Origin of the sequence: Bacillus capparidis (assembly GCF_017832095.1) — a bacterium.
GTDB lineage: Bacteria > Bacillota > Bacilli > Bacillales > Bacillaceae > Bacillus > Bacillus gobiensis.
This window is the reverse complement of the sequence record NZ_JAFDST010000001.1, coordinates 1,171,910-1,193,061: the sequence shown is the minus strand read 5'-3', so window position 1 is coordinate 1,193,061 and position 21,152 is coordinate 1,171,910. Positions and strand designations below refer to the sequence as shown.

General features: G+C 41.8%; 22 protein-coding genes. 18 read left to right on the top strand and 4 right to left on the bottom strand.

The genetic code is table 11. From position 1 onward, the window contains the following. Positions 1 to 8 precede the first annotated feature (8 nt). Genes JOC74_RS06070 through JOC74_RS06055 form a run of 4 tightly spaced genes read left to right on the top strand, consistent with a single transcriptional unit; the run spans position 9 to position 2,225 of the window. The gene (locus JOC74_RS06070) at positions 9 to 590 is read left to right on the top strand and encodes a nicotinate-nucleotide adenylyltransferase (RefSeq protein WP_053603456.1); all 582 of its coding nucleotides are present in this window, start codon (positions 9 to 11) and stop codon (positions 588 to 590) included. Then, complete coding sequence (yqeK, locus tag JOC74_RS06065; protein WP_053603455.1) at positions 568 to 1,137, top strand: bis(5'-nucleosyl)-tetraphosphatase (symmetrical) YqeK; 570 nt, start codon at positions 568 to 570, stop codon at positions 1,135 to 1,137. The genes JOC74_RS06070 and yqeK overlap by 23 nt, the downstream gene beginning before the upstream one ends. Beyond that, positions 1,138 to 1,482 (top strand): ribosome silencing factor, encoded by a 345-nt coding sequence (rsfS, locus tag JOC74_RS06060; RefSeq protein WP_053603454.1) that lies wholly within the window; start codon positions 1,138 to 1,140, stop codon positions 1,480 to 1,482. Further along, positions 1,479 to 2,225 (top strand): class I SAM-dependent DNA methyltransferase, encoded by a 747-nt coding sequence (locus JOC74_RS06055; RefSeq protein WP_053603453.1) that lies wholly within the window; start codon positions 1,479 to 1,481, stop codon positions 2,223 to 2,225. The genes rsfS and JOC74_RS06055 overlap by 4 nt, the downstream gene beginning before the upstream one ends. A 78-nt stretch (positions 2,226 to 2,303) precedes the next feature. Here JOC74_RS06055 and comER read toward each other — a convergent pair whose 3' ends face one another. Beyond that, a complete protein-coding gene (comER, locus tag JOC74_RS06050; protein WP_053603452.1) occupies positions 2,304 to 3,131 on the bottom strand; it encodes a late competence protein ComER in 828 nt (275 codons plus the stop codon). An 82-nt stretch (positions 3,132 to 3,213) separates the two neighbouring features. Here comER and JOC74_RS06045 point away from each other — a divergent pair, with 82 nt between their 5' ends. From JOC74_RS06045 to JOC74_RS06035, 3 genes are all read left to right on the top strand, one after another. Next, on the top strand, positions 3,214 to 3,843 hold the full coding sequence (locus tag JOC74_RS06045; protein ID WP_053603451.1) for a helix-hairpin-helix domain-containing protein: 630 nt from the start codon (positions 3,214 to 3,216) through the stop codon (positions 3,841 to 3,843). Positions 3,844 to 3,908: 65 nt separating this feature from the next. Further along, on the top strand, positions 3,909 to 4,487 hold the full coding sequence (locus JOC74_RS06040) for a ComE operon protein 2 (protein WP_098945217.1): 579 nt from the start codon (positions 3,909 to 3,911) through the stop codon (positions 4,485 to 4,487). Continuing rightward, positions 4,484 to 6,799, top strand: coding sequence for a DNA internalization-related competence protein ComEC/Rec2 (locus JOC74_RS06035; protein ID WP_053603450.1), 2,316 nt, complete (start codon positions 4,484 to 4,486; stop codon positions 6,797 to 6,799). Before JOC74_RS06040 ends, JOC74_RS06035 begins: the two co-directional genes overlap by 4 nt. 126 nt (positions 6,800 to 6,925) lie before the next feature. Here the strand turns inward: JOC74_RS06035 and JOC74_RS06030 are convergent, their stop codons facing one another. Then, complete coding sequence (locus JOC74_RS06030; RefSeq protein ID WP_082363884.1) at positions 6,926 to 7,060, bottom strand: YqzM family protein; 135 nt, start codon at positions 7,058 to 7,060, stop codon at positions 6,926 to 6,928. A 244-nt stretch (positions 7,061 to 7,304) separates the two neighbouring features. Here JOC74_RS06030 and holA point away from each other — a divergent pair, with 244 nt between their 5' ends. Then, positions 7,305 to 8,324 (top strand): DNA polymerase III subunit delta, encoded by a 1,020-nt coding sequence (holA, locus tag JOC74_RS06025; protein ID WP_211086075.1) that lies wholly within the window; start codon positions 7,305 to 7,307, stop codon positions 8,322 to 8,324. 39 nt (positions 8,325 to 8,363) lie between these two features. Here holA and rpsT read toward each other — a convergent pair whose 3' ends face one another. Then, complete coding sequence (gene rpsT, locus JOC74_RS06020) at positions 8,364 to 8,630, bottom strand: 30S ribosomal protein S20 (RefSeq protein ID WP_053603448.1); 267 nt, start codon at positions 8,628 to 8,630, stop codon at positions 8,364 to 8,366. A gap of 185 nt (positions 8,631 to 8,815) precedes the next feature. Between rpsT and gpr the strand changes: the two genes are divergently transcribed. From gpr to JOC74_RS06005, 3 genes are all read left to right on the top strand, one after another. Continuing rightward, positions 8,816 to 9,919, top strand: coding sequence for a GPR endopeptidase (gene gpr / locus JOC74_RS06015; RefSeq protein WP_053603447.1), 1,104 nt, complete (start codon positions 8,816 to 8,818; stop codon positions 9,917 to 9,919). A 71-nt stretch (positions 9,920 to 9,990) separates the two neighbouring features. Beyond that, entirely contained in the window at positions 9,991 to 11,199 is a 1,209-nt protein-coding gene (gene spoIIP / locus JOC74_RS06010; RefSeq protein WP_053603446.1) for a stage II sporulation protein P, read from the top strand. Between the two features lie 14 nt (positions 11,200 to 11,213). Further along, the gene (locus JOC74_RS06005) at positions 11,214 to 11,558 is read left to right on the top strand and encodes a YqxA family protein (protein ID WP_053603445.1); all 345 of its coding nucleotides are present in this window, start codon (positions 11,214 to 11,216) and stop codon (positions 11,556 to 11,558) included. 27 nt (positions 11,559 to 11,585) lie between these two features. Here the strand turns inward: JOC74_RS06005 and JOC74_RS06000 are convergent, their stop codons facing one another. After that, a complete protein-coding gene (locus JOC74_RS06000; RefSeq protein WP_225970345.1) occupies positions 11,586 to 12,119 on the bottom strand; it encodes a GNAT family N-acetyltransferase in 534 nt (177 codons plus the stop codon). A gap of 131 nt (positions 12,120 to 12,250) precedes the next feature. On the opposite strand from JOC74_RS06000, the gene lepA reads away from it, so the two are divergent. From lepA to prmA, 7 genes are all read left to right on the top strand, one after another. Continuing rightward, positions 12,251 to 14,086 carry a translation elongation factor 4 gene (gene lepA, locus JOC74_RS05995; protein ID WP_053603444.1) on the top strand — a complete coding sequence of 612 codons (1,836 nt, stop codon included), beginning with the start codon at positions 12,251 to 12,253 and terminating at the stop codon, positions 14,084 to 14,086. A gap of 60 nt (positions 14,087 to 14,146) precedes the next feature. After that, the gene (gene hemW, locus JOC74_RS05990) at positions 14,147 to 15,280 is read left to right on the top strand and encodes a radical SAM family heme chaperone HemW (RefSeq protein WP_053603443.1); all 1,134 of its coding nucleotides are present in this window, start codon (positions 14,147 to 14,149) and stop codon (positions 15,278 to 15,280) included. Positions 15,281 to 15,365: 85 nt separating this feature from the next. Beyond that, positions 15,366 to 16,397, top strand: coding sequence for a heat-inducible transcriptional repressor HrcA (hrcA, locus tag JOC74_RS05985; RefSeq protein WP_053603442.1), 1,032 nt, complete (start codon positions 15,366 to 15,368; stop codon positions 16,395 to 16,397). A gap of 68 nt (positions 16,398 to 16,465) precedes the next feature. Continuing rightward, positions 16,466 to 17,059: a nucleotide exchange factor GrpE gene (gene grpE, locus JOC74_RS05980; protein WP_053603441.1), complete on the top strand. Its 594-nt coding sequence runs from the start codon at positions 16,466 to 16,468 to the stop codon at positions 17,057 to 17,059. Between the two features lie 23 nt (positions 17,060 to 17,082). Next, entirely contained in the window at positions 17,083 to 18,918 is a 1,836-nt protein-coding gene (gene dnaK / locus JOC74_RS05975) for a molecular chaperone DnaK (RefSeq protein ID WP_053603440.1), read from the top strand. 154 nt (positions 18,919 to 19,072) lie between these two features. Next, positions 19,073 to 20,197, top strand: a complete 1,125-nt coding sequence (dnaJ, locus tag JOC74_RS05970; protein ID WP_053603439.1) for a molecular chaperone DnaJ — start codon at positions 19,073 to 19,075, stop codon at positions 20,195 to 20,197. Positions 20,198 to 20,216: 19 nt separating this feature from the next. Continuing rightward, complete coding sequence (gene prmA, locus JOC74_RS05965) at positions 20,217 to 21,152, top strand: 50S ribosomal protein L11 methyltransferase (protein ID WP_053603438.1); 936 nt, start codon at positions 20,217 to 20,219, stop codon at positions 21,150 to 21,152.

The window sequence follows — 21,152 nt, the reverse complement described above, 5'->3', positions numbered from 1 at the left end:
TGGGTATGATGAAGAAAATAGGAATTTTTGGCGGGACGTTTGATCCTCCTCATAATGGTCATTTGCTAATGGCCAATGAAGTATTGCATCGGTTATGTCTGGATGAAGTCTGGTTTTTGCCAAATCAAATTCCGCCCCATAAACAGGAAGAGAAGTTTTCTGACAGCGGGCACAGGATTGAAATGCTCAAGCTTGCCATCGAGTCAAACCCGTCTTTTAAGCTCCAGCTGATCGAAATGGAGCGGCCGGGCCCATCTTATACGTATGATACAATGGTTTTGCTGAAAGAAAAATATCCTGATTATCAATTTTATTTTATTATTGGCGCTGATATGGTAGAGTATTTGCCTAAGTGGCATAAGATTGATGAGCTGTTGGAAATTGTCCAGTTCACAGGGGTAAAACGAATCGGTTTTCACATGGACACTCCTTATCCTGTACGATTTGTTGACGTTCCCGAATTTGAAGTCTCTTCCACGATGATTCGTGATCGTGTAGACAAAAATGAACCGATTAATTACTTGATTTCGGAGAAGGTTAGGCGTTATATAGAGGAGAATGGTTTATATGAATCGAGAACAAGCACTTGAATGCGTAAAAACTCAGCTGACAGAGCATCGATATACTCATACGATCGGAGTGATGGAAACCTCTATAAGTCTTGCTGAAACCTATGGAGCGGATGTGGAAAAAGCAGAGCTCGCAGCAATCTTTCACGACTACGCAAAATTCCGTCCATTAGAGGAAATGAAAGAGATCATATTGAGGGAAAAGATGCCACCGATGCTGTTGGAGTATTCGCCAGAGCTTTGGCACGCTCCGGTTGGGGCCTTTTTAGTCGAAAAAGAAGTCGGAATATCAGATCGTGATGTGTTATCAGCAATTAAGTTTCATACGTCAGGAAGAGCCGATATGACTCTCCTTGAGAAGGTCGTTTATGTAGCAGATTATATTGAGCCCGGACGCAGGTTTCCCGGGGTGGACGAGGTACGGGATCTCGCAAAAGACAGCCTTGATTTGGCACTCATTCAAGCTGTTAAAAACACCGTTATCTTTTTATTGAAAAAAAATCAGCCCGTATATCCTGAGACGATGGAAACCTACAATTTTTTGATTCAAACTAGGAGGAAAGATTAGATGAACGAAGCTTCAATTTTAAAAGTAGCAGCAGAAGCTTGTGATGACAAGCGCGCCGAAGAAATAATCGCACTGAATATGCAGGGGATTTCATTGGTAGCTGATTACTTTTTGATTTGCCACGGCAATTCTGATAAACAGGTTCAAGCCATTGCCAGGGAGGTAAAAGATCAGGCAGAGGAGCACGGGATTCATGTCAAACGAATGGAAGGGTTTGATGAAGCAAGGTGGATCCTGATTGATCTAGGCGATGTGGTGGCACATGTATTCCATAAAGAAGAAAGAGGGTACTACAACCTGGAAAAGCTGTGGGGAGATGCTCCGCAAGAAGATTTGCCTCTATGATTTACCGGGACTTTGCGAGTGTTTACGACGAATTGATGTCCCATGCACCGTATGATGAATGGCTGAAGTGGATTGACGAGTCAATAAAGGCCGCAGGAAAGGAAAAAGGAAGCGTTTTGGATCTTGCTTGCGGGACAGGTGAACTCACGCTTCGGCTTGCAAAGAATGGCTTCGAAGTAACAGGGATTGATATTAGTGAGGAAATGCTCTCTGTAGCAATTCAAAAAGCACTGGCAGAGAAATTATCCATTGATTTTTATAACCAGGATATGCGTGATATAGCCGGGCATGAAAATCGTTTTGACGCAGTCGTTATTTGCTGTGATTCGTTAAATTACTTAACTGAAGAAGAAGATGTGCTAAGGACCTTCCAGGAAGTTTACCACACGCTATCTTCTTCCGGTCTGCTGCTCTTTGACGTTCATTCGAACTATAAAATGAATGAGTTGTTTCCCGGACATACTTACGCTGATGATGATGATGAGATCTCAGTCATTTGGAAAAGTTTTATGGGAGATGCTGAAAATTCCGTTTTCCACGATATGACTTTTTTTGTGAACCAAGGGGACAATACATACGTCCGATACGATGAAACCCATCTTCAGAAGACACTTCCGATCAACAGATATATTCAATACCTTGAGAAATCGGGCTTTACTCTGCAAAGTTTGACCGCTGACTTTACAGATAAAAGTCCAACTGATACGTCTGAGCGGCTTTTTTTCGTCGCCAAGAAAGAGTAAAAAACCATCGTTTAAAGGTACGATGGTTTTAAAAATGCCTTTTCCGCTCTTTGCGTCTCTTGAAACGATATGAAAGAATTATGAAGAAGCGGGGAATTGCTTTTTGATTAAAGAAAGGTCTTCTTCGAATTTCGTATGAGTGGATCGGAACAGGCGGTGAAACATATCCCCAATCCCTTCATCCAATGCTTTAATTCCTTCTCCAGTCACTCCGCCTTTTACACAAACCTTTTCTTGCAGCGACGGAAGTGTATAATGCTCTTTTTCAAGTAGCTTGCCTAGGCCTACCAGCATTTCTTTAGAAAGAACTGTCGCTTCAGCATGAGAGATATTTGTCTCTGCAACTGCTGCGTCGATGAATCGTTGGACTAAATAGCTGAAAAAAGCCGGGCCGCAGCTTACAATATCTGAGGCGACTCTTGTAATTCTTTCTTCAATTTGAACAGGAAGAGATATTCCTTTTAAAAGCTGTAAGATGTTCGTTTTCGTCTTGTCCGTACAGCTGCTTCCGTACGTAATAAGAGAGATTCCTGCGAATGCTCTATTCGTTATGCTCGGGATAATTCGAGCGGTTTGGCATGGCACAATCTGTTCAATTTGATCAACTCGAATGGGACTTGTAATGGTAATTAAACACTGTTTTTCAGTAAATAAGCGGCTGTGCTTGCTGAGAAAAGGGTAAATATCTAAAGGTTTCACACACAAAAAAATTAGTTCGCTTTGTAAAATGACATCCTCTGGTGTTTCAGCCAATTGAATTTCCGGATATTTGTTTTTTAACGTTTTCGCTTTTTCCAAGGTGCGGTTGGTAATCGAAAGAAATGAGGGATTGACAGCTTTTGATTCGATAAGAGCTTCAATTAATATCGTCCCCATATTCCCTGTGCCAATAAAGCCGATATTCAAACCTTATCCCCCCTTAGGCCATTTATCTTCTAAACGATATGTGCAATAACCGTCAAATATGAATGAAAGTGGGTGCTTGAATGTGGAATGGATAAAGAAATACAAATGGGCAGCTGCAGGAGCAGCGTTTTGCATCTGTGCTGGTCTATATATTTTTGCTGAACTCAATAAGAAAGAAGACCATGAAGTGCTTCCAAAAGAAGTGTCTGCAGAAGCTATTGAGAAACCTCAGGAGGAAACACCACCCGAACAACCTCAGTCTATAGTCATTGATGTCAAAGGAGCAGTAAAAAAACCCGGTGTTTATGATATGCAGTCAGGTGACAGGGTACATCATGTTATTCAAAAAGCTGGAGGGGTATTGGATGGAGCAGATCAAAATCAGTTAAATCTTGCCCTGCTATTACAGGATGGGATGGTCATTTATGTGCCAAAGAAAGGAGAAGAAGGGGCGGCTTCAGGAGCAGCTCCTGAAGGGCAAAGCAATGTTGAAAGCACGGAGCAAAATGGTTCTGCAAAAACTGTGAATATTAACACGGCCACTTCCGAAGAGCTACAGACCCTCCCAGGCATAGGGCCGTCCAGGGCAGAGACCATTATTGCTTATCGGGAAGAAAACGGCGGATTCAAAACAATTGAAGACATGATGAACGTCAGCGGAATCGGTGAAAAGTCTTTTGAAAAATTGAAGCCTTCAATTACCGTAAAGTAAATTGACTTCTAAAGAGCAAGGAATGTAAACTAAAACACAGGTTAATAGAGTAAGGAGGAACCAGGTTGGAAGAACGAATTTCTTGGGATCAATATTTTATGGCCCAAAGCCATCTGCTCGCACTGAGAAGCACATGTACAAGACTTGAGGTTGGTGCAACAATTGTCAGGGACAAGCGTATTATTGCCGGGGGCTATAACGGCTCGATCGCAGGGGGAGTGCACTGTATAGATGAGGGATGTTACGTCATTGACTCTCATTGTGTACGAACGATTCATGCGGAAATGAATGCAATCCTGCAATGTGCGAAATTCGGCGTTCCGACAGAAGGGGCGGAAATGTACGTTACGCATTTTCCGTGTTTGCCATGCTGTAAATCGATTATTCAAGCAGGTATTCGACGTTTGTATTACGCAAAAAATTATAAAAATCATCAATATGCAGTGGAATTATTTCAACAGGCAAATGTAAAAGTCGAGCAAGTAGATGTAGATCATAGAATGATAGACGGAAAAAACAGAGAAAAACAAGTTTTTGTTGAAGGCTTGATTGATAAGCTGTCTTCAACTGGTATTGAGGAGGAAGAAAGAAAGAAACTGTTTGAGGAAGCGAACCGGCTTTTTGCTTCGAATGTTTCTTCATGAGTCTGCGTTTTTTTCTGCTGGCAATTTCATCTGCAGCTGGAATTGCCATTGCATCTTCTTCTAACCTCTTCTTTCTTCCAGTCATTATCTGCCTCTTTATCTATTGTCTCTACCAAAGACGAATCGAGCTGTTTTTTCTATGCCTGTTTTTTATTTTTCTCTTTTTCTTCAATTTCAAATTAATAGACCATATAAATATTACCCGCTTCGAAGAAGGATCTCTGCGTACGGAGGCTTCACTTATTGATATTCCAAAACTAGACGGAGATCGTTTTTCCGCAAACGTTAAGACGAGGGAAGGAGAAATCTTTTCTGCTGTTTATTATTTGAATGAGCCATCCGAAATATCAAAGCTTTCACAACTTGAGCCAGGGAATGTATGCGTGATGAATGGCGAATTGAAACCACCGAAAAATGCAACTGTTCCAGGAACATTTAATTATAAGCAATATTTGCATGATAAAAAGATTCATTGGATCTATCGTGTAAATTCTATTGAGGATTGCAGGATGACCGGGAATTTCCCGCTTAAGAAAATCAGAAAAGCTGGATTGGATTTTATTAAAGAGCATGTACCGGAAACTTCAGCCGGCATTGTACAGGCGTTGATATTTGGCGATCAGCAAAATATAGATCCCGAAGTCATTGATGCTTATCAGCAGCTCGGAATTATCCATATCCTTGCAATTTCCGGCCTCCATGTTGGAATCTTAACTGCCGCCCTCTATCATGTCTTGCTTCGTCTTGGAATGACAAGAGAATCAGCAAAGCTTCTTCTCATAGCTGTCCTGCCTCTGTATTCGATCATAACTGGTGCATCTCCGTCAGTGTTAAGAGCGGCATTTATGACAATGGCATTCCTGTTGTTTTCGTTGATCAATGTCCGCCTGAAAACGGCAGATGCTTTATGTCTCGTATTTTTAGGGCTTCTCCTGATTGATCCCTATCAATTATTTCAAGTCGGATTTCAGCTTTCATTTGCTGTTACCTTTTTTCTTCTCATGTCAAAATCGATTATTCAGCAAATCGCCTCTCGAATAGGCCAGCTTATCATGGTCTCCTTGATTGCACAGCTAGGTTCATTGCCGATCCTTCTTTACCACTTTCAATCAGTTTCTCTTTTAGGCTTGGTAATGAATATTCTCTTTGTTCCTTTTTATACGTTGCTTATTCTTCCGTTTGCGTTAATCAATTTTATCCTTATGCTAGCTTTTCCTTCACTCGGCGCTTTCTTTTTTCGATTTCTTGACTTCCTGATGCAGTGGAGCCATCAAATCGCGGTTACCATGGCTGCTATTGATCCTGTGCAAATCATCACAGTAAAACCGGGTCTTTTTCAGCTTCTTTTCTATGTGATGAGCGCTGTTCTTTTATTATATAAGCTGGAAACGTCTGGTCCGGGTAAAGCTTCATTTGTTTCTTCGCTCCTTTTAGTTGCTGCTGTAGTCCTTCATCTATTGACTCCTTCTTTCTTAGCAAAAGGAGAGGTTGTGATGCTTGATATTGGCCAGGGAGACAGCATGTTTATTTCTGCTCCTCGGTCAAAGGGCAATGTATTGGTAGACACGGGAGGAATCGTATCCTTTCCAAAGGAAGAATGGCGAAAGAGAAAATCACAGTTTTCCATCGGGAAGAATATCCTTATCCCATTCCTGACAGCAAAAGGCATTCGGCAGCTTGATGCTCTCGTATTAACACATGCGGACCAAGACCATATTGGCGAAGCGGATGTTTTAATCACTCAAAAGAAAGTAAAAAAATTGATTGTACCTATAGGTTTTATACGGGAAAGGAGTGATGAATCTCTGATTACGCAGGCTATGGAAAATGGAATTCCTGTAGAGGTTGTTCAAAGCGGGGATGTTTTAGAAATCAATGATTTAACTTTTCGAGTGCTGGCTCCTGAAGAAATTGATAAAGAGAGTAAAAATAACAGCTCGCTCGTATTATGGTTTCGGGCAAATGATATCAGCTGGCTGCTTACTGGAGATCTTGAAAAGGAAGGAGAGCTCAGTTTATTGAAGAAATATCCTTCTTTAATGGCGGACATCCTTAAAGTGGGACATCACGGCAGCAAAGGCTCAAGCGGGAGCGAGTTTATTAAACAACTCCATCCGAAAGCAGCCTTTATTTCAGTAGGGGAAAATAATCGTTACCAGCATCCGCATCAAGAAGTGCTGAATATATTATCTGACTTTCAAGTGCATACTTATCGTACAGATAAGCATGGCTCGATTCAGTATGTATATGATAACAAGAAAGGAACCATTCAGCTCCACCCTCCATATGATACAGTACCGAAATCAAAATAAGGTGAACCTTCAAACAGTTCGCCGCTTTTATAGGCAGCCCGTCCCCCGCCTCGACGGGGATCTAACTGACCGTTAATAAAAAACCGTCAGCTTAGCGGGCTGACAGTAAAGAGAATCGAAGAAGTCTTACGAGCCGATTAAATGAATTACTGTACCGATAATAAACAGAACGGAAAAGAAACCGAAAGATACGATAAATCCGACTGCTGAATCAACAGCATCATTCCGCTTGCTCTGCACATTTTTTTCAAACTCATTCATTTTGACCCCTCCCCGTGACTTCAGTATAGAGGAGAATAAAGGAAAAATCCATCATTATCGGAAACGTTTTCATTTTCATATACCGTTTGTATGGTATTCCGTTTTTGCAAGGAGTTCCGGACCCTTGCAAAGACGTTTACTATAGATGAGAGAGGCAATTTGTTGCTTCTCTCTTTACTAATTCCTCTGCTCCGGTTTAGGATAGAGATATGCGAACAGCAGGCAGCAGAAAGGTTGAATATGGATGGTATTACAAGTTTGGAAAGATATTAAAAAAGGAAAGATAGAGCCCGTTTATTGTATATATGGAAAAGAACTATACCTCATACAAGAAACGGTTTCCTTATTGAAAAAAGCTGTCGTTGAAGAAGGGACGAAGGATTTCAATTTCTCTGTCTTTGATTTGGAAGAAGAATCGATTGAATATGCCATAGAAGACGCTGAGACATTTCCGTTTATGGGAGATAAGCGGCTCGTTATCGCAAAAAATCCTTCCTTTTTATCAACGGAAAAGAAAAAAGATAAGATCGATCACCCGCTTGATCGTTTAGAAACCTACATAAAAACTCCGGCGCCGTATACCGTATTTATTTTGTACGCCCCTTATGAAAAGCTGGATGAAAGAAAAAAAGTGACGAAACTCCTGAAAAAGGAAGCAAGCATGGTTGAAGCAAAGGAGCTAAGCGGCTCCGATTTAACAGAGTTCACATTGAATCTCGTTGCTGCTGAGAACAAAACTATGCAGCCTGAGGCGGCTCAGGAGCTCCTCATGCTTACATCAGGGAATTTATCTGCAATTGCCCAGGAAGTAAAGAAGCTGTGCACCTACAAAATCAATCAGGAAGACATCACGGTGGATGATGTGAATACGCTTGTGGCCAGAAACCTTGAGCAAAATATCTTTGAGCTTATTAACAAAATCGTAAGTAAAAAAAGAACAGAAGCCTTGCAAATTTTCTATGATTTAATAAAACAAAAAGAAGAACCGATCAAAATGCTGGCTTTAATTATGAATCAATTCAGGCTGATCCATCACGTAAAATACTTTCAAAAACAAGGCTACGGTCAAAAACACATTGCCTCCAATATAAAAATTCACCCGTTTCGCGTAAAGCTTGCTCTTGATCAAGCTCGGCTGTTTTCTGAGCATGAGCTAACGGAGATTAGTAAGACCTTGGCGGAAATGGACTATGAAATGAAGTCGGGGAAGAGAGATAAACAGTTGATTTTGGAGCTGTTTCTCCTAAATGTTTTAAAGAGTTAAACCGAAAAAAAATGATCCTCATGTTCGAGGATCATTTTCTTATGCAGAAAGACCGTTTACTTTTTTCGCTAGACTTGATTTATATCTTGCAGCAGCGTTTTTCTGTACAAGGCCTGTTTTAACTGCTTTATCAATTTTTTTAGAAGCTTCAGAAAGAGCTGCAGCTGCTTTCTCAGCATCATTGTTGTTGATGTGAGCTTCTACTTGCTTCATTGCAGTACGCATAGCAGATTTAATCGTCGCATTATGAGCACGTCGTTCGTTGTTTGTTTTAGTGCGTTTAATCGCTGATTTAATATTTGGCATTTGATTCACCTCCCAAGATCAACCTCTAGGAAATGAGGTCATCTCTAACATAGAACAAATTGTATTCTATCAGACGCCCCATAAGATTGCAATCATATTAGGCAAGGATATTCTCACAAAACGAATGATTTTTTGCTGGTGTGGAGAAACTATCCATATTCATACATGGTGGAGGTTAAAAACATATGGAGCAAAAGAAGCTTGATCTAAGCAAATACACCGTCCGTACAGATTTAGCAGTTGAAGTAAAAGAGATGATGACTGAAAATCAACCTAATACGAAAGATGCTAGTGGATTTGTCGTCAAGGAACACGAAGAAAACGGTGTAAAAATAACTACTGTTGAAATTACTGAAGAGGGTGAAAAGCTATCCGGCAAAAAGAAAGGAAACTATCTGACCCTGCAGGTAGAGGGAATCAAGGAGCAGGATTCCGAGATGGAGGAAACGGTTGTCGAGGTTTTTGCCAAGGCCTTTTCATCGTTTTTAGAGAATTTATCCATCGATCAGAATGCGAGCTGTTTAGTCGTGGGGCTTGGCAATTGGAACGTAACTCCGGATGCACTAGGTCCTACCGTGGTAAAAAACCTTTTGGTCACCCGGCATCTGTTTAAACTCCAGCCGGAACAAGTCCAAGAGGGCTATCGTCCGGTCAGCAGCCTTACCCCAGGGGTTATGGGACTCACGGGGATTGAAACGAGCGATATCATTCAGGGAGTAATCAGCGAATCAAAGCCGGATTTTGTCATAGCAGTTGATGCTTTAGCTGCGAGGGCGATTGAAAGAGTTAATACGACGATTCAAATTTCAGATACCGGCATTCATCCTGGATCAGGTGTTGGTAACAAACGGAAAGAGCTAAGTAAAGATACATTAGGTATCCCAGTGATCGCGATTGGTGTTCCTACTGTAATTGATGCCGTGACGATTACGAGCGATACGATTGACTATATTTTAAAGCACTTCGGCCAAGAGATGAATGATAACAGCCCCTCCAAGTCACTGGTTCCGGCGGGAATGAGCTTTGGCAAGAAGAAAAAGCTGACGGAGGAGGATCTTCCGGAAAAAGAGCAGCGACAATCATTTCTCGGCATCGTTGGAACGTTAGAAGAAGAAGAGAAAAGACAGCTAATATATGAAGTGCTGGCGCCTTTGGGACATAATTTAATGGTGACCCCGAAAGAAGTGGATTCCTTTATTGGCGATATGGCAAATGTCATTGCGAACGGCTTAAATACCTCTCTTCATCAGCTTGTTTCCCAGGATAATAAAGGCTCCTACAACCACTAACTTTCACGGTTCTACTCTTTCTAGCTTGTTCATAGAGTATTTAATAGACAAGCAGTGAAAGGGGAGAACCGATGAAGAGAAGAAAAAAGAATCGACATTTGGTCGTAGCAGTTCATGCGGGAACATTTATTAAATCGGGCTTTGCATTCATTTCAGGGCTTTTGCTGATTTTTATTATTACAGGTGCGCTTACTTCCTTAAGGCCGGAGCTTAGGCTATCCTCTTCTTCAATCAATGGAGTGGCGGCAGAGATTCCCGGATCCTCTTTTTTGCTGTTATTAGCTTCTGAAAATAAGTATTTTGCAGCTGGTGCAAAGGATCAAGAGATTAACTTTCATTTGTCCTCCATTATGCTTAAGCTTGCGACAAGCATTAATTTAGAGGATCCGAGAAGCTTCCTCGGCCGCGAGCTTCCCGGATTCTCTCAATTTGATACGGAAATCCTTGTTGCGGGGGAAGGAACCGACTACACAAATATGCCCTATGAATCTGCTCCTCCTGCCGATGTGCTTGAAAAAGAAAAAGAAGCTAATTTAGCAGAATTGGAACAAATCAATCCGGAGAAAAAGGAAGAATCTCCGAAAGAGACGCCAAAACAAACGACGGGTGATAGAAAAGTCGTTTATATTTACAACACACATAATACAGAATCATATCTGCCTCTATTAAAAGGAGAAACGGATCCAAATCGGGCTTTTCATTCAAAAGCAAATGTCACCTTGGTCAGTGACATGCTTGGAAAATCGTTAAAAGCCGAAGGGCTCGGCAGCGAAGTTGAAAAAAAAGATTTCCAGGCGAGCCTGAACAAAAAAGGCTGGAATTACACACGTTCATATGAAGAGTCACGTTCTGCGGTTCGAGAGGCTTTGGCAGCAAATAAGGAGTTTGCATACACGATCGATATTCACCGCGACGTGAAAAGGCTGAATGGTACGTTAAAAGAAATTAACGGAAAAAAATATGCAAAAGTTGCTTTTATCGTAGGAACAAATAATTCATCATTTTCCAAAAACCATCAAGTGGCAACTGAACTCCATAAACTTCTTGAAAAGAAGTACAAAGGTGTAAGCAGAGGCGTATTTAAACAGGGAGGCAGCCGCAATAATGGCGTCTACAATCAAGATTTATCGCAAAATGCCTTGTTGATTGAATTCGGCGGTGTTGACAACAATTTAGAGCAGCTGAGAAACTCTGCTGACGCTATTGCAGACGTTTTTAGCGAGATGTATTGGGATGCCGATAAGGTAAATACAAAAGCAAATGAGAAAGTAAAACAGTAAAGGAGTTGACCGAAATGGCGGCTTTCACAATGAGATTTTTCTTCTTAGTCGTCATCTTGTTGTTCGGTGTATTGCTCGGAATGCAGCAAGCAAATGACGGGATGAAGCACATGAAGGGCTATGAAGATCCGGATCTGAAAAATGCCTTTGCGCTTCAAGGCGGAGAAGGGGAAGAGAGAGAGGCTTCTGTCCTCGGTCATGAAGTAAGTACAACCGATTTAGAAGAAAAACAAAAAGAGCTTGAAGAGGTTGAAGCCTTTAACATTTTTTCAAGAACGGGAAAAGCTTTAGCTGATGGAATTACAAATTCTGCCCAATCACTTTACGATTGGGCGGCTAAAAGAATAGAAGGCGAGTAGGTTGTCAGCCTTCTTAAAGAAGGACCTTTAAAAGGCAAATTCTTTTTTGAGAAGGCTCATTATGATTCGATCTACATATTGTCCGTTCTTAAAAACATCATCACGCAGAACCCCATCTTTCTTAAAACCAGCCTTTTCATAACAGCGAATCCCACCAAAATTGTCGGCATCAACTGATAGATATACTTTGTGAAGATTTAGCCTCATAAAAGCAAACTCAGCAAGTACCCGGGTTACTTCCGTTCCATATCCCTGCCCCCAAACTGATTTTTCCCCAAGCCAAACGCCAAACTCTGCTTTCCGTGACCATGGGTTAACGTTGAATAGATGAGCATTGCCAATTGCTGTTCCATCCTCTTGAAGAACAGTAAAATCCACTCTGGATGGATCGCTTTTTGCATAGATCAGGGTCCTTTCTCTAACAGTGGCAGGGGTTAGCGGAATACCAGTGCCAGAAGGGGGGCATTTGTTTATATCAGGATCAGATAGCCATCTATAACGCATTTCCCAATCATCCTCTATTACTGGACGAAGTGTAATTCTTTTTGCGGATAACATCATTTTTTCACCTCTCCTACAGATAATATAACATTTCACAAACCGGTACAAATGGATTTCTAATTGAATCTTTACAAGTGTATTGATATAATCAAACCTAGCGCTAACGGCGTTTTACAGTAGGAGTGATAGAAGTGACGGATAAAGAAAATCGCTTAAAAAGGCAATCAAGAATCCGTAATTTTTCGATCATCGCCCATATTGATCATGGAAAATCAACACTGGCGGATCGAATATTAGAAAAAACAGCTGCGATCACGCAAAGGGAAATGAAAGAGCAGCTTTTGGATTCAATGGATTTGGAAAGAGAACGCGGAATTACGATTAAGCTGAATTCGGTTCAGTTAAAATATGCGGCGAAAGACGGGGAAGAATATATTTTTCATTTAATCGATACTCCCGGACACGTCGACTTTTCTTACGAGGTTTCAAGAAGCTTAGCTGCCTGTGAAGGGGCGATTTTAGTCGTTGATGCAGCGCAGGGCATAGAGGCGCAGACATTGGCAAACGTTTATTTGGCTCTGGATAACGATTTAGAGATTCTTCCGATAATTAACAAAATTGACTTGCCGAGTGCTGAACCGGATCGCGTCCGTCAAGAAATTGAGGATGTAATCGGCCTTGATGCTTCAGAAGCTGTACTTGCTTCTGCAAAAGCAGGGATTGGAATCGAAGAAATTCTGGAACAAATTGTCGAAAAAGTGCCTGCTCCGTCCGGTGATCCGGATGCGCCGCTTCAGGCGTTAATTTTCGACTCGCTTTATGACGCATATCGGGGAGTTATCGCTTATATCAGAGTCATTAATGGAACGGTTAAGCCCGGGCAGAAGATAAAGATGATGGCAACGGGCAAAGAATTCGAGGTCATAGAGGTAGGGGTTTTCACCCCGAAAGCAACGCCGACCGAAGAGCTTACGGTTGGAGATGTCGGCTTTTTAACTGCTGCGATCAAAAATGTCGGCGATTCCCGGGTGGGTGATACGATTACGCACGCCAAGAATCAGGCAAGCGAAGCCCTTCCAGGATACAGAAAAATGAATCCGATGGTATATTGCGGACTTTATCCCATTGACACAGCGAAGTACAATGACTTAAGAGAGGCTCTGGAAAAGCTGGAACTGAATGATTCCGCCCTTCAATATGAACCGGAAACTTCACAAGCGTTGGGCTTTGGGTTCCGCTGCGGCTTTCTTGGCATGCTTCATATGGAAATCATCCAGGAAAGAATTGAAAGAGAATTTAAAATTGACTTAATTACGACGGCACCAAGTGTTATTTATGAAGTATTTATGTCGGATGGGGAAAGCCTTATCGTTGACAATCCGTCAAACATGCCTGATCCGCAAAAGATTGACCGAATAGAAGAGCCGTTTGTCAAAGCGACAATGATGGTTCCAAACGATTTTGTCGGGGCGGTTATGGAATTATGCCAGGGCAAAAGAGGAAACTTTATCGACATGCAATATATGGATGCCAACCGGGTAAATATCGTTTATGAAATCCCGCTTGCCGAAATTGTATATGAATTCTTTGACCAATTAAAATCGAATACAAAAGGATACGCGTCGTTTGATTATGAAATGATTGGCTATAGGCCGTCGCAACTTGTGAAAATGGATATCATGCTGAACGGTGAAAAAATCGATGCCCTCTCCTTCATTGTTCATCGTGACTATGCATACGAACGAGGAAAAATCATCGTTGAAAAGCTGAAAGAGCTTATTCCACGCCAGCAATTTGAAGTGCCTGTTCAAGCGGCAATCGGCCAGAAAATTGTGGCAAGGTCTACCATTAAAGCGATGCGTAAAAACGTATTGGCGAAATGCTACGGCGGCGATATTTCAAGAAAAAGAAAGCTTCTTGAAAAACAAAAAGAAGGCAAAAAGCGGATGAAAACAGTAGGATCTGTAGAGGTGCCCCAAGAAGCATTTATGGCCGTCTTAAAAATGGATGACAGCCAAAACAAATAAAGATGTCAAAACAGCCGCAGTGGTTATACTGCGGTTTTCTATATAAAGAAGGTGCTAACGATGAAGTCTGCTTACATTCACATTCCGTTTTGCGAACACATATGCCATTACTGCGACTTTAATAAATTTTTTATTCAAAACCAGCCTGTTGACGATTATTTAGTGTCGTTAGAAGCAGAAATGAAAAACACAATCGAACGAGAAGGAAAAAGCAGAGTAGATACAATATTTATCGGGGGCGGAACACCAACTTCTCTTTCGGTCCGCCAGCTGGAGCACCTGATGAATTCAATCCATAAAGTATTAGAGCCCTCCGGCCAAATCATTGAGTTTTCAGTTGAAGCGAATCCTGATGACCTTAATGCAGAAAAACTTTCCTTTTTAAAAGAAGCAGGAGTAAACCGTCTAAGCCTTGGAGTTCAGACGTTTGAAGACGAGCTTCTCAAAAAAATTGGCAGAGTCCATGAAACGAAGGATGTTTTTATTGCGGTTGAACAAGCTAGAAAGGCAGGGTTTCAAAATATCAGTCTTGATTTGATGTTCGGCTTGCCCGGACAGACTACCCTGCATCTAGAAAGGTCTCTTCAAACCGCCCTTTCTCTTGACGCGGAGCACTATTCGGTGTATTCGCTGATTGTCGAACCAAAAACGATTTTCTATAATTTGATGCAAAAAGGAAGACTCCATCTTCCTGCACAAGAAACAGAAGCGGAAATGTACGAATTAGTTATGGAGAACATGGATCATCACGGTGTGAAGCAATACGAAATCAGCAATTTTTCGAAACCCGGTTTTGAAAGCCGGCACAATCTCACATACTGGAACAATGAGCATTACTATGGATTTGGCGCAGGCGCCCACGGATACGTCAATGGGAAACGAACCGTCAATGCAGGCCCATTGAAAAAATACATGGCTCTTGTTGATGAAAAGGGATTTCCTTATACGGAAGAGAGCGATGTTTCTTTTAAAGAGAAGATTGAGGAAGAAATGTTTTTAGGCCTGAGAAAAACGGCGGGCGTTAATAAGCATGTATTTCAAGAGAAGTTCGGCCAGCCTGTGGAAGCATTTTTTGCCGAAACTGTTCAGAAGCTTGAAAAACAAGGCCTGCTTCTTAATGGTACCACGAACATTTCCCTTACTCATAAAGGAAAGCTGTTGGGAAATGAAGTTTTTCAGTCGTTTCTGAAGTGAATGAATTGACATTTTAAAATGGGTTTGATAATTTTGTTATAGAATTAGCACTCATTCATACAGAGTGCTAACAGGGGTGATGATGGTGTTAACAGATCGTCAGCTTTTAATTCTGCAAGTAATAATCAATGATTTCATCCAGAATGCGCAGCCGGTCGGATCAAGAACGTTGTCCAAAAAAGGTGAAATCCAATTCAGCTCGGCGACGATCCGGAATGAAATGGCTGATCTTGAAGAGCTCGGTTTCATTGAAAAAACTCATACTTCCTCCGGAAGGGTTCCTTCTGAAAGAGGGTATCGATATTATGTGGATCATTTATTATCCCCGCGAATGCTGACAAAAACAGATTTAACCTTAATTCAGTCTGTTTTTAAAGCGAAAATAGTTGAGCTTGAAAGAATTGTTCAAAAGTCAGCCCAAGTTTTATCAGATTTGACTAACTATACATCAATTGTGTTGGGGCCGAGAATCAGCGAGAATCACTTGAAGCAAATTCAAATTGTTCCTATTCAACCTGATAAAGCGGTAGCGATTCTTGTTACGAATACTGGACATGTAGAACACAAGCTGATTAATTTCCCGGGGAAAGTTAATTTGTCAGATCTCGAAAAGCTAATCAATATTCTGAATGAGCGCCTCTCGGGTGTGCCAATGTCTGAGCTGAAGGATCGGATTTTTAAAGAGATTGTAATCTTTTTAAAATCCCATATTGAAAACTATGACCATGTGTTCAGCGGTTTATCCGCAGCTTTCCATTCATCTATTGATGACGGACAGCTTTATTATGGCGGCAAGATCAATATGCTGAATCAGCCGGAATTCCACGATATTGACCGTGTGAGGTCGCTGTTGTCCATGATTGAAGAAAAGCAGGATGTTATACGCTTGTTCGAAAATAATCACCATGGAATATCGATAAAAATCGGTAAGGAAAATGATAACGAAGCGATGGAGTTTTGCAGCCTGCTAACCGCCAACTATTCAGTCGGTTCTAAACAAATTGGCTCGATCGCAATTATCGGCCCGATCCGTATGGATTATTCAAGGGTTGTGAGTTTGTTGAATCAGGTTAGTTCAGACTTGTCAAATGCACTGACGAGTCTGTATGATGAGTAAAGTGACAAAGGCAAAGGGATTTGAATAAAATATATCCGTACCGAAGCCTTTGAGGGAGGTGAACACAGTTGACAGAGAAAAAGAATACAGCAGAGCACGTTGAAACAGAGGAAGAACAACAGGAAGCTGGGGGATTTTCCAATGAAGCTGCTGACTCTGCTAATGAAGAGGCAGATGTTCAGGAAGAGTCTGCAAACGATACTCAAGTTCTTCAAAATGAAGTAGCAAAATTACAAGAGCTTCTAGACGAAAAAGAAAACAAAATCCTGCGTGTTCAGGCGGATTTTGAAAATTATAAACGCCGTACTCGGACGGAACAGGAAACAATCCAAAAATACCGTTCTCAAAATATCGTAACAGAAATCCTTCCAGCGTTAGACAGCTTTGAAAGAGCGCTGCAAATAAACCCCGAAAACGATCAGACAGAGAGTTTATTGCAAGGCATGCAAATGGTGCAGCGCCAGCTCGTTGAGGCTTTGACAAAAGAAGGTGTTGAAATTATTCCTGCAGTTGGAGAGGAATTTGACCCAACCCTTCACCAAGCTGTCATGCAGGTAGAAGATGAAAGTTATGATTCGAACGTTGTGGTCGAAGAATTGCAAAAAGGCTACAAGCTTAAGGACCGTGTCATTCGTCCATCTATGGTAAAAGTAAACCAATAACTACATAGCAGGAGGTTATAAAAGTGAGTAAAGTAATAGGTATTGACTTAGGTACAACTAACTCTTGTGTTGCCGTTTTAGAAGGCGGAGAACCAAAAGTAATTGCAAACGCAGAAGGCAACCGCACAACTCCTTCTGTCGTGGCGTTTAAAAATGGAGAACGCCAAGTGGGAGAGGTGGCAAAGCGCCAAGCGATTACAAATCCCAACACAATTATTTCAATTAAAAGACACATGGGTACAGATTACAAGGTAGAAGTGGAAGGGAAAAACTACACTCCTCAAGAAGTGTCTGCTATTATCCTTCAACACCTTAAATCGTATGCAGAAAGCTATCTTGGCGAAACGGTTGAAAAAGCAGTAATCACAGTTCCTGCTTACTTTAATGATGCAGAGCGCCAAGCGACAAAAGATGCTGGTAAAATTGCCGGCCTTGAAGTAGAACGTATCATCAATGAGCCGACTGCAGCTGCTTTGGCATACGGCTTGGACAAAACAGATGAAGACCAAACGATCCTTGTTTACGACCTTGGCGGCGGTACTTTTGACGTTTCCGTACTTGAGCTTGGAGACGGCGTATTTGAAGTACGTTCCACTGCTGGTGATAACAGACTGGGCGGAGATGATTTTGACCAAGTCATCATTGACCACTTAGTAGCTGAATTCAAAAAAGATAACGGCATCGACCTTTCCAAAGACAAAATGGCCCTTCAGCGTTTAAAAGATGCAGCTGAAAAAGCGAAAAAAGATTTGTCCGGTGTATCATCAACACAAATTTCTTTACCGTTTATCACTGCCGGTGAAGCAGGCCCGCTTCATTTGGAATTAACCTTAACAAAAGCAAAATTTGAAGAGCTTTCTGCCGGTCTTGTAGAGCGCACTATGGGTCCTGTACGCCAAGCGCTTCAAGATGCAGATCTGTCAAGCAGCGAAATCGACAAGGTTATCCTAGTCGGTGGATCTACCCGTATCCCAGCAGTACAGGAAGCAATCAAAAAAGAAACTGGAAAAGATCCTCATAAAGGAGTTAACCCTGATGAAGTGGTTGCTCTTGGAGCAGCGATTCAAGGCGGAGTTATCACTGGTGACGTAAAAGACGTTGTTCTTCTTGATGTCACTCCGTTGTCACTTGGAATTGAGACAATGGGTGGCGTATTCACCAAGCTGATCGAACGTAACACGACGATTCCAACCAGCAAGTCGCAGGTGTTCTCAACAGCAGCAGATAATCAAACTGCCGTTGATATCCATGTCTTGCAAGGGGAACGCCCTATGTCTGCAGACAATAAAACACTCGGCCGTTTCCAATTGTCCGATATTCCTCCGGCTCCGCGCGGCGTTCCGCAAATCGAAGTGTCATTTGACATCGATAAAAACGGTATCGTAAACGTAAGAGCGAAGGATATGGGTACTGGTAAAGAACAAAACATTACAATCAAATCTTCTTCAGGCCTATCTGATGATGAGATCGATCGGATGGTAAAAGAAGCAGAAGAAAATGCGGATTCTGATGCGAAGAAAAAAGAAGAAATTGAGCTTCGCAACGAAGCGGACCAGCTAGTGTTCACGACTGAAAAAACGTTAAAAGACCTTGAAGGCAAGGTTGACGAATCAGAAGTAACAAAAGCCAATGAAGCAAAAGACGCGTTAAAAGCAGCGATTGAAAAAGGCGAACTAGAAGAAATTAAAGAGAAAAAAGACGCGCTGCAAACAATTGTTCAAGAGCTTAGCATGAAGCTTTACGAAGAAGCAGCACAAAAAGCACAAGCTGAACAAGGTGAAGCAGGCGGCAAAAAAGACGATGACAATGTCGTCGATGCTGAATATGAAGAAGTAAATGATGATCAGGAGAAAAAATAAAGCTTCTGATTGAAAAAAGAACAAAATGAAAAAAAGTCAAAGTCAGGCATCTCTTGGCTTTGACTTTTTTCGCTTGAAGCTAGAAAAGAATTGATAAAATCTGAAAAGAAATGATACAATCTTATTTATGTGAGAAAATCGGGAGTGTGAAGCAATGAGTAAGCGTGATTACTACGAAGTGTTGGGCGTCGGTAAAAACGCCTCAAAAGATGAAATCAAAAAGGCTTACCGTAAGCTTTCAAAAAAATACCATCCAGATATTAATAAAGAGCCGGGGGCTGACGAGAAGTTTAAAGAGGCGAAGGAAGCCTACGAGAATTTGTCTGATGAACAGAAACGCGCCCAGTACGACCAATTTGGCCATACCGATCCAAATCAAGGCGCTGGAGGCTTCGGCGGCGGCGATTTTGGCGGATTTGGCGGGTTTGACGATATCTTTTCAAGCATTTTTGGCGGCGGCGGAAGAAGACGTGATCCAAATGCGCCTCGCCAAGGTGCTGATTTGCAGTATACGATGACTCTTTCCTTTGAAGAAGCTGTTTTCGGAAAAGATACATCAATTGAAATTCCACGTGAAGAAACGTGCGATACGTGTAAAGGCTCTGGGGCAAAACCGGGTACTAAACCAGAAACCTGCAGTCATTGCGGCGGCGCGGGTCAATTAAATGTGGAGCAAAATACCCCATTTGGAAAAATTGTCAACCGTCGAGTTTGTCATTACTGCAGTGGAACTGGGAAACAGATCAAGCATAAATGTTCGACTTGCGGCGGAAGTGGCAAAGTAAACAAACGCAAAACCATTAAGGTGAATATCCCTGCCGGTGTCGATGACGGCCAGCAAATGCGAGTGTCCGGACAGGGTGAACCAGGTGTAAATGGAGGTCCTCCAGGAGACCTATTCGTCGTCTTCCATGTAAGAAGCCATGAATTTTTTGAACGAGATGGTGACGATATCTATTGCGAGATGCCATTGACCTTTGCCCAAGCCGCTCTTGGAGATGAAATAGAAGTACCGACGCTGCACGGAAAAGTAAAGCTCAAGGTACCGGCTGGAACACAAACAGGCACGAAATTCCGTTTAAAAGGAAAAGGTGTTGCCAATGTTCGCGGATACGGACAGGGAGATCAGCACATCGTTGTCCGTGTTGTCACTCCAACCAATTTAACAGAAAACCAAAAAGACATTATCAGAGAATTTGCAGAAGTATCAGGCAATCGTCCCGATGAACACGAAATGAGCTTTTTTGATAAAGTAAAACGAGCGTTTAAGGGAGAGTAATTAAGAGGAGTTGGTAGATTTGAAATGGTCTGAAATTAGTATCCACACAACACATGAAGCCGTTGAGCCGATATCGAATATTTTGCACGAAGCGGGAGCGAGCGGAGTTGTGATTGAGGATCAGCTTGACCTCATAAAAGATCGGGAAAATAAATATGGGGAAATCTACCAACTCAACCCTGATGATTATCCTGATGAAGGGGTGGTTGTTAAAGCGTATTTGCAAATCAACAGCTTTCTTGGAGAAACTGTTGATGGCATTAAAGAATCGATTAACAACTTGCTTCTTTACAATATTGATATCGGAACTAATAAAATTACAATTAGTGAAATGCACGAAGAAGAATGGGCAACTTCTTGGAAGAAATATTATCATCCCGTAAAAATATCAGAAAAAGTTACGATTGTGCCAACCTGGGAGGAATATACGCCGGTAAATACCGATGAGCTCATTATTGAGCTGGATCCGGGAATGGCTTTCGGAACCGGAACGCACCCTACGACCGTTCTTTGTATCCAGGCGCTTGAAAGGTACCTCCATAAAGGGGATCACGTTATTGACGTAGGAACAGGCAGCGGCATATTAAGTATTGCGGCGGCTCAGCTTGGGGCAGAATCTATTCTTGCGACAGACCTTGACCCTGTAGCAGTAGAAAGTGCCCGGCTGAATGTAAAGCTTAATAAAGTAAGCGGGCAAATCACAGTGAAGCAAAACAACCTTCTTGATAATATGCCAGAAGAAAATGATGTTATCATCGCAAATATTTTGGCTGAAGTTATTTTGCGTTTTACAGACGATGCCTATAAGCTGTTAAAGAAAGATGGAATATTTATTACTTCGGGCATCATTAACCACAAGAAACAAGAAGTAAGAGATGCGTTAATCCAGGCTGGCTTTGACATTGTTGAAACCTTGGCAATGGAAGATTGGATCAGTATCATTGCAAAAAAATAA

What these genes read in the sequence shown, in the direction of transcription:
- rpsT (WP_053603448.1), bottom strand. Translation starts at nt 8,630, where the DNA reads ATGCCAAATATTAAATCAGCGATTAAACGCACTAAAACAAACAACGAA.
- hemW (WP_053603443.1), top strand. Translation starts at nt 14,147, where the DNA reads ATGAAGTCTGCTTACATTCACATTCCGTTTTGCGAACACATATGCCAT.
- JOC74_RS06000 (WP_225970345.1), bottom strand. Translation starts at nt 12,119, where the DNA reads ATGATGTTATCCGCAAAAAGAATTACACTTCGTCCAGTAATAGAGGAT.
- JOC74_RS06035 (WP_053603450.1), top strand. Translation starts at nt 4,484, where the DNA reads ATGAGTCTGCGTTTTTTTCTGCTGGCAATTTCATCTGCAGCTGGAATT.
- JOC74_RS06030 (WP_082363884.1), bottom strand. Translation starts at nt 7,060, where the DNA reads ATGAATGAGTTTGAAAAAAATGTGCAGAGCAAGCGGAATGATGCTGTT.
- dnaJ (WP_053603439.1), top strand. Translation starts at nt 19,073, where the DNA reads ATGAGTAAGCGTGATTACTACGAAGTGTTGGGCGTCGGTAAAAACGCC.
- rsfS (WP_053603454.1), top strand. Translation starts at nt 1,138, where the DNA reads ATGAACGAAGCTTCAATTTTAAAAGTAGCAGCAGAAGCTTGTGATGAC.
- holA (WP_211086075.1), top strand. Translation starts at nt 7,305, where the DNA reads ATGGTATTACAAGTTTGGAAAGATATTAAAAAAGGAAAGATAGAGCCC.
- JOC74_RS06070 (WP_053603456.1), top strand. Translation starts at nt 9, where the DNA reads ATGAAGAAAATAGGAATTTTTGGCGGGACGTTTGATCCTCCTCATAAT.
- JOC74_RS06055 (WP_053603453.1), top strand. Translation starts at nt 1,479, where the DNA reads ATGATTTACCGGGACTTTGCGAGTGTTTACGACGAATTGATGTCCCAT.
- JOC74_RS06005 (WP_053603445.1), top strand. Translation starts at nt 11,214, where the DNA reads ATGGCGGCTTTCACAATGAGATTTTTCTTCTTAGTCGTCATCTTGTTG.
- gpr (WP_053603447.1), top strand. Translation starts at nt 8,816, where the DNA reads ATGGAGCAAAAGAAGCTTGATCTAAGCAAATACACCGTCCGTACAGAT.
- yqeK (WP_053603455.1), top strand. Translation starts at nt 568, where the DNA reads ATGAATCGAGAACAAGCACTTGAATGCGTAAAAACTCAGCTGACAGAG.
- spoIIP (WP_053603446.1), top strand. Translation starts at nt 9,991, where the DNA reads ATGAAGAGAAGAAAAAAGAATCGACATTTGGTCGTAGCAGTTCATGCG.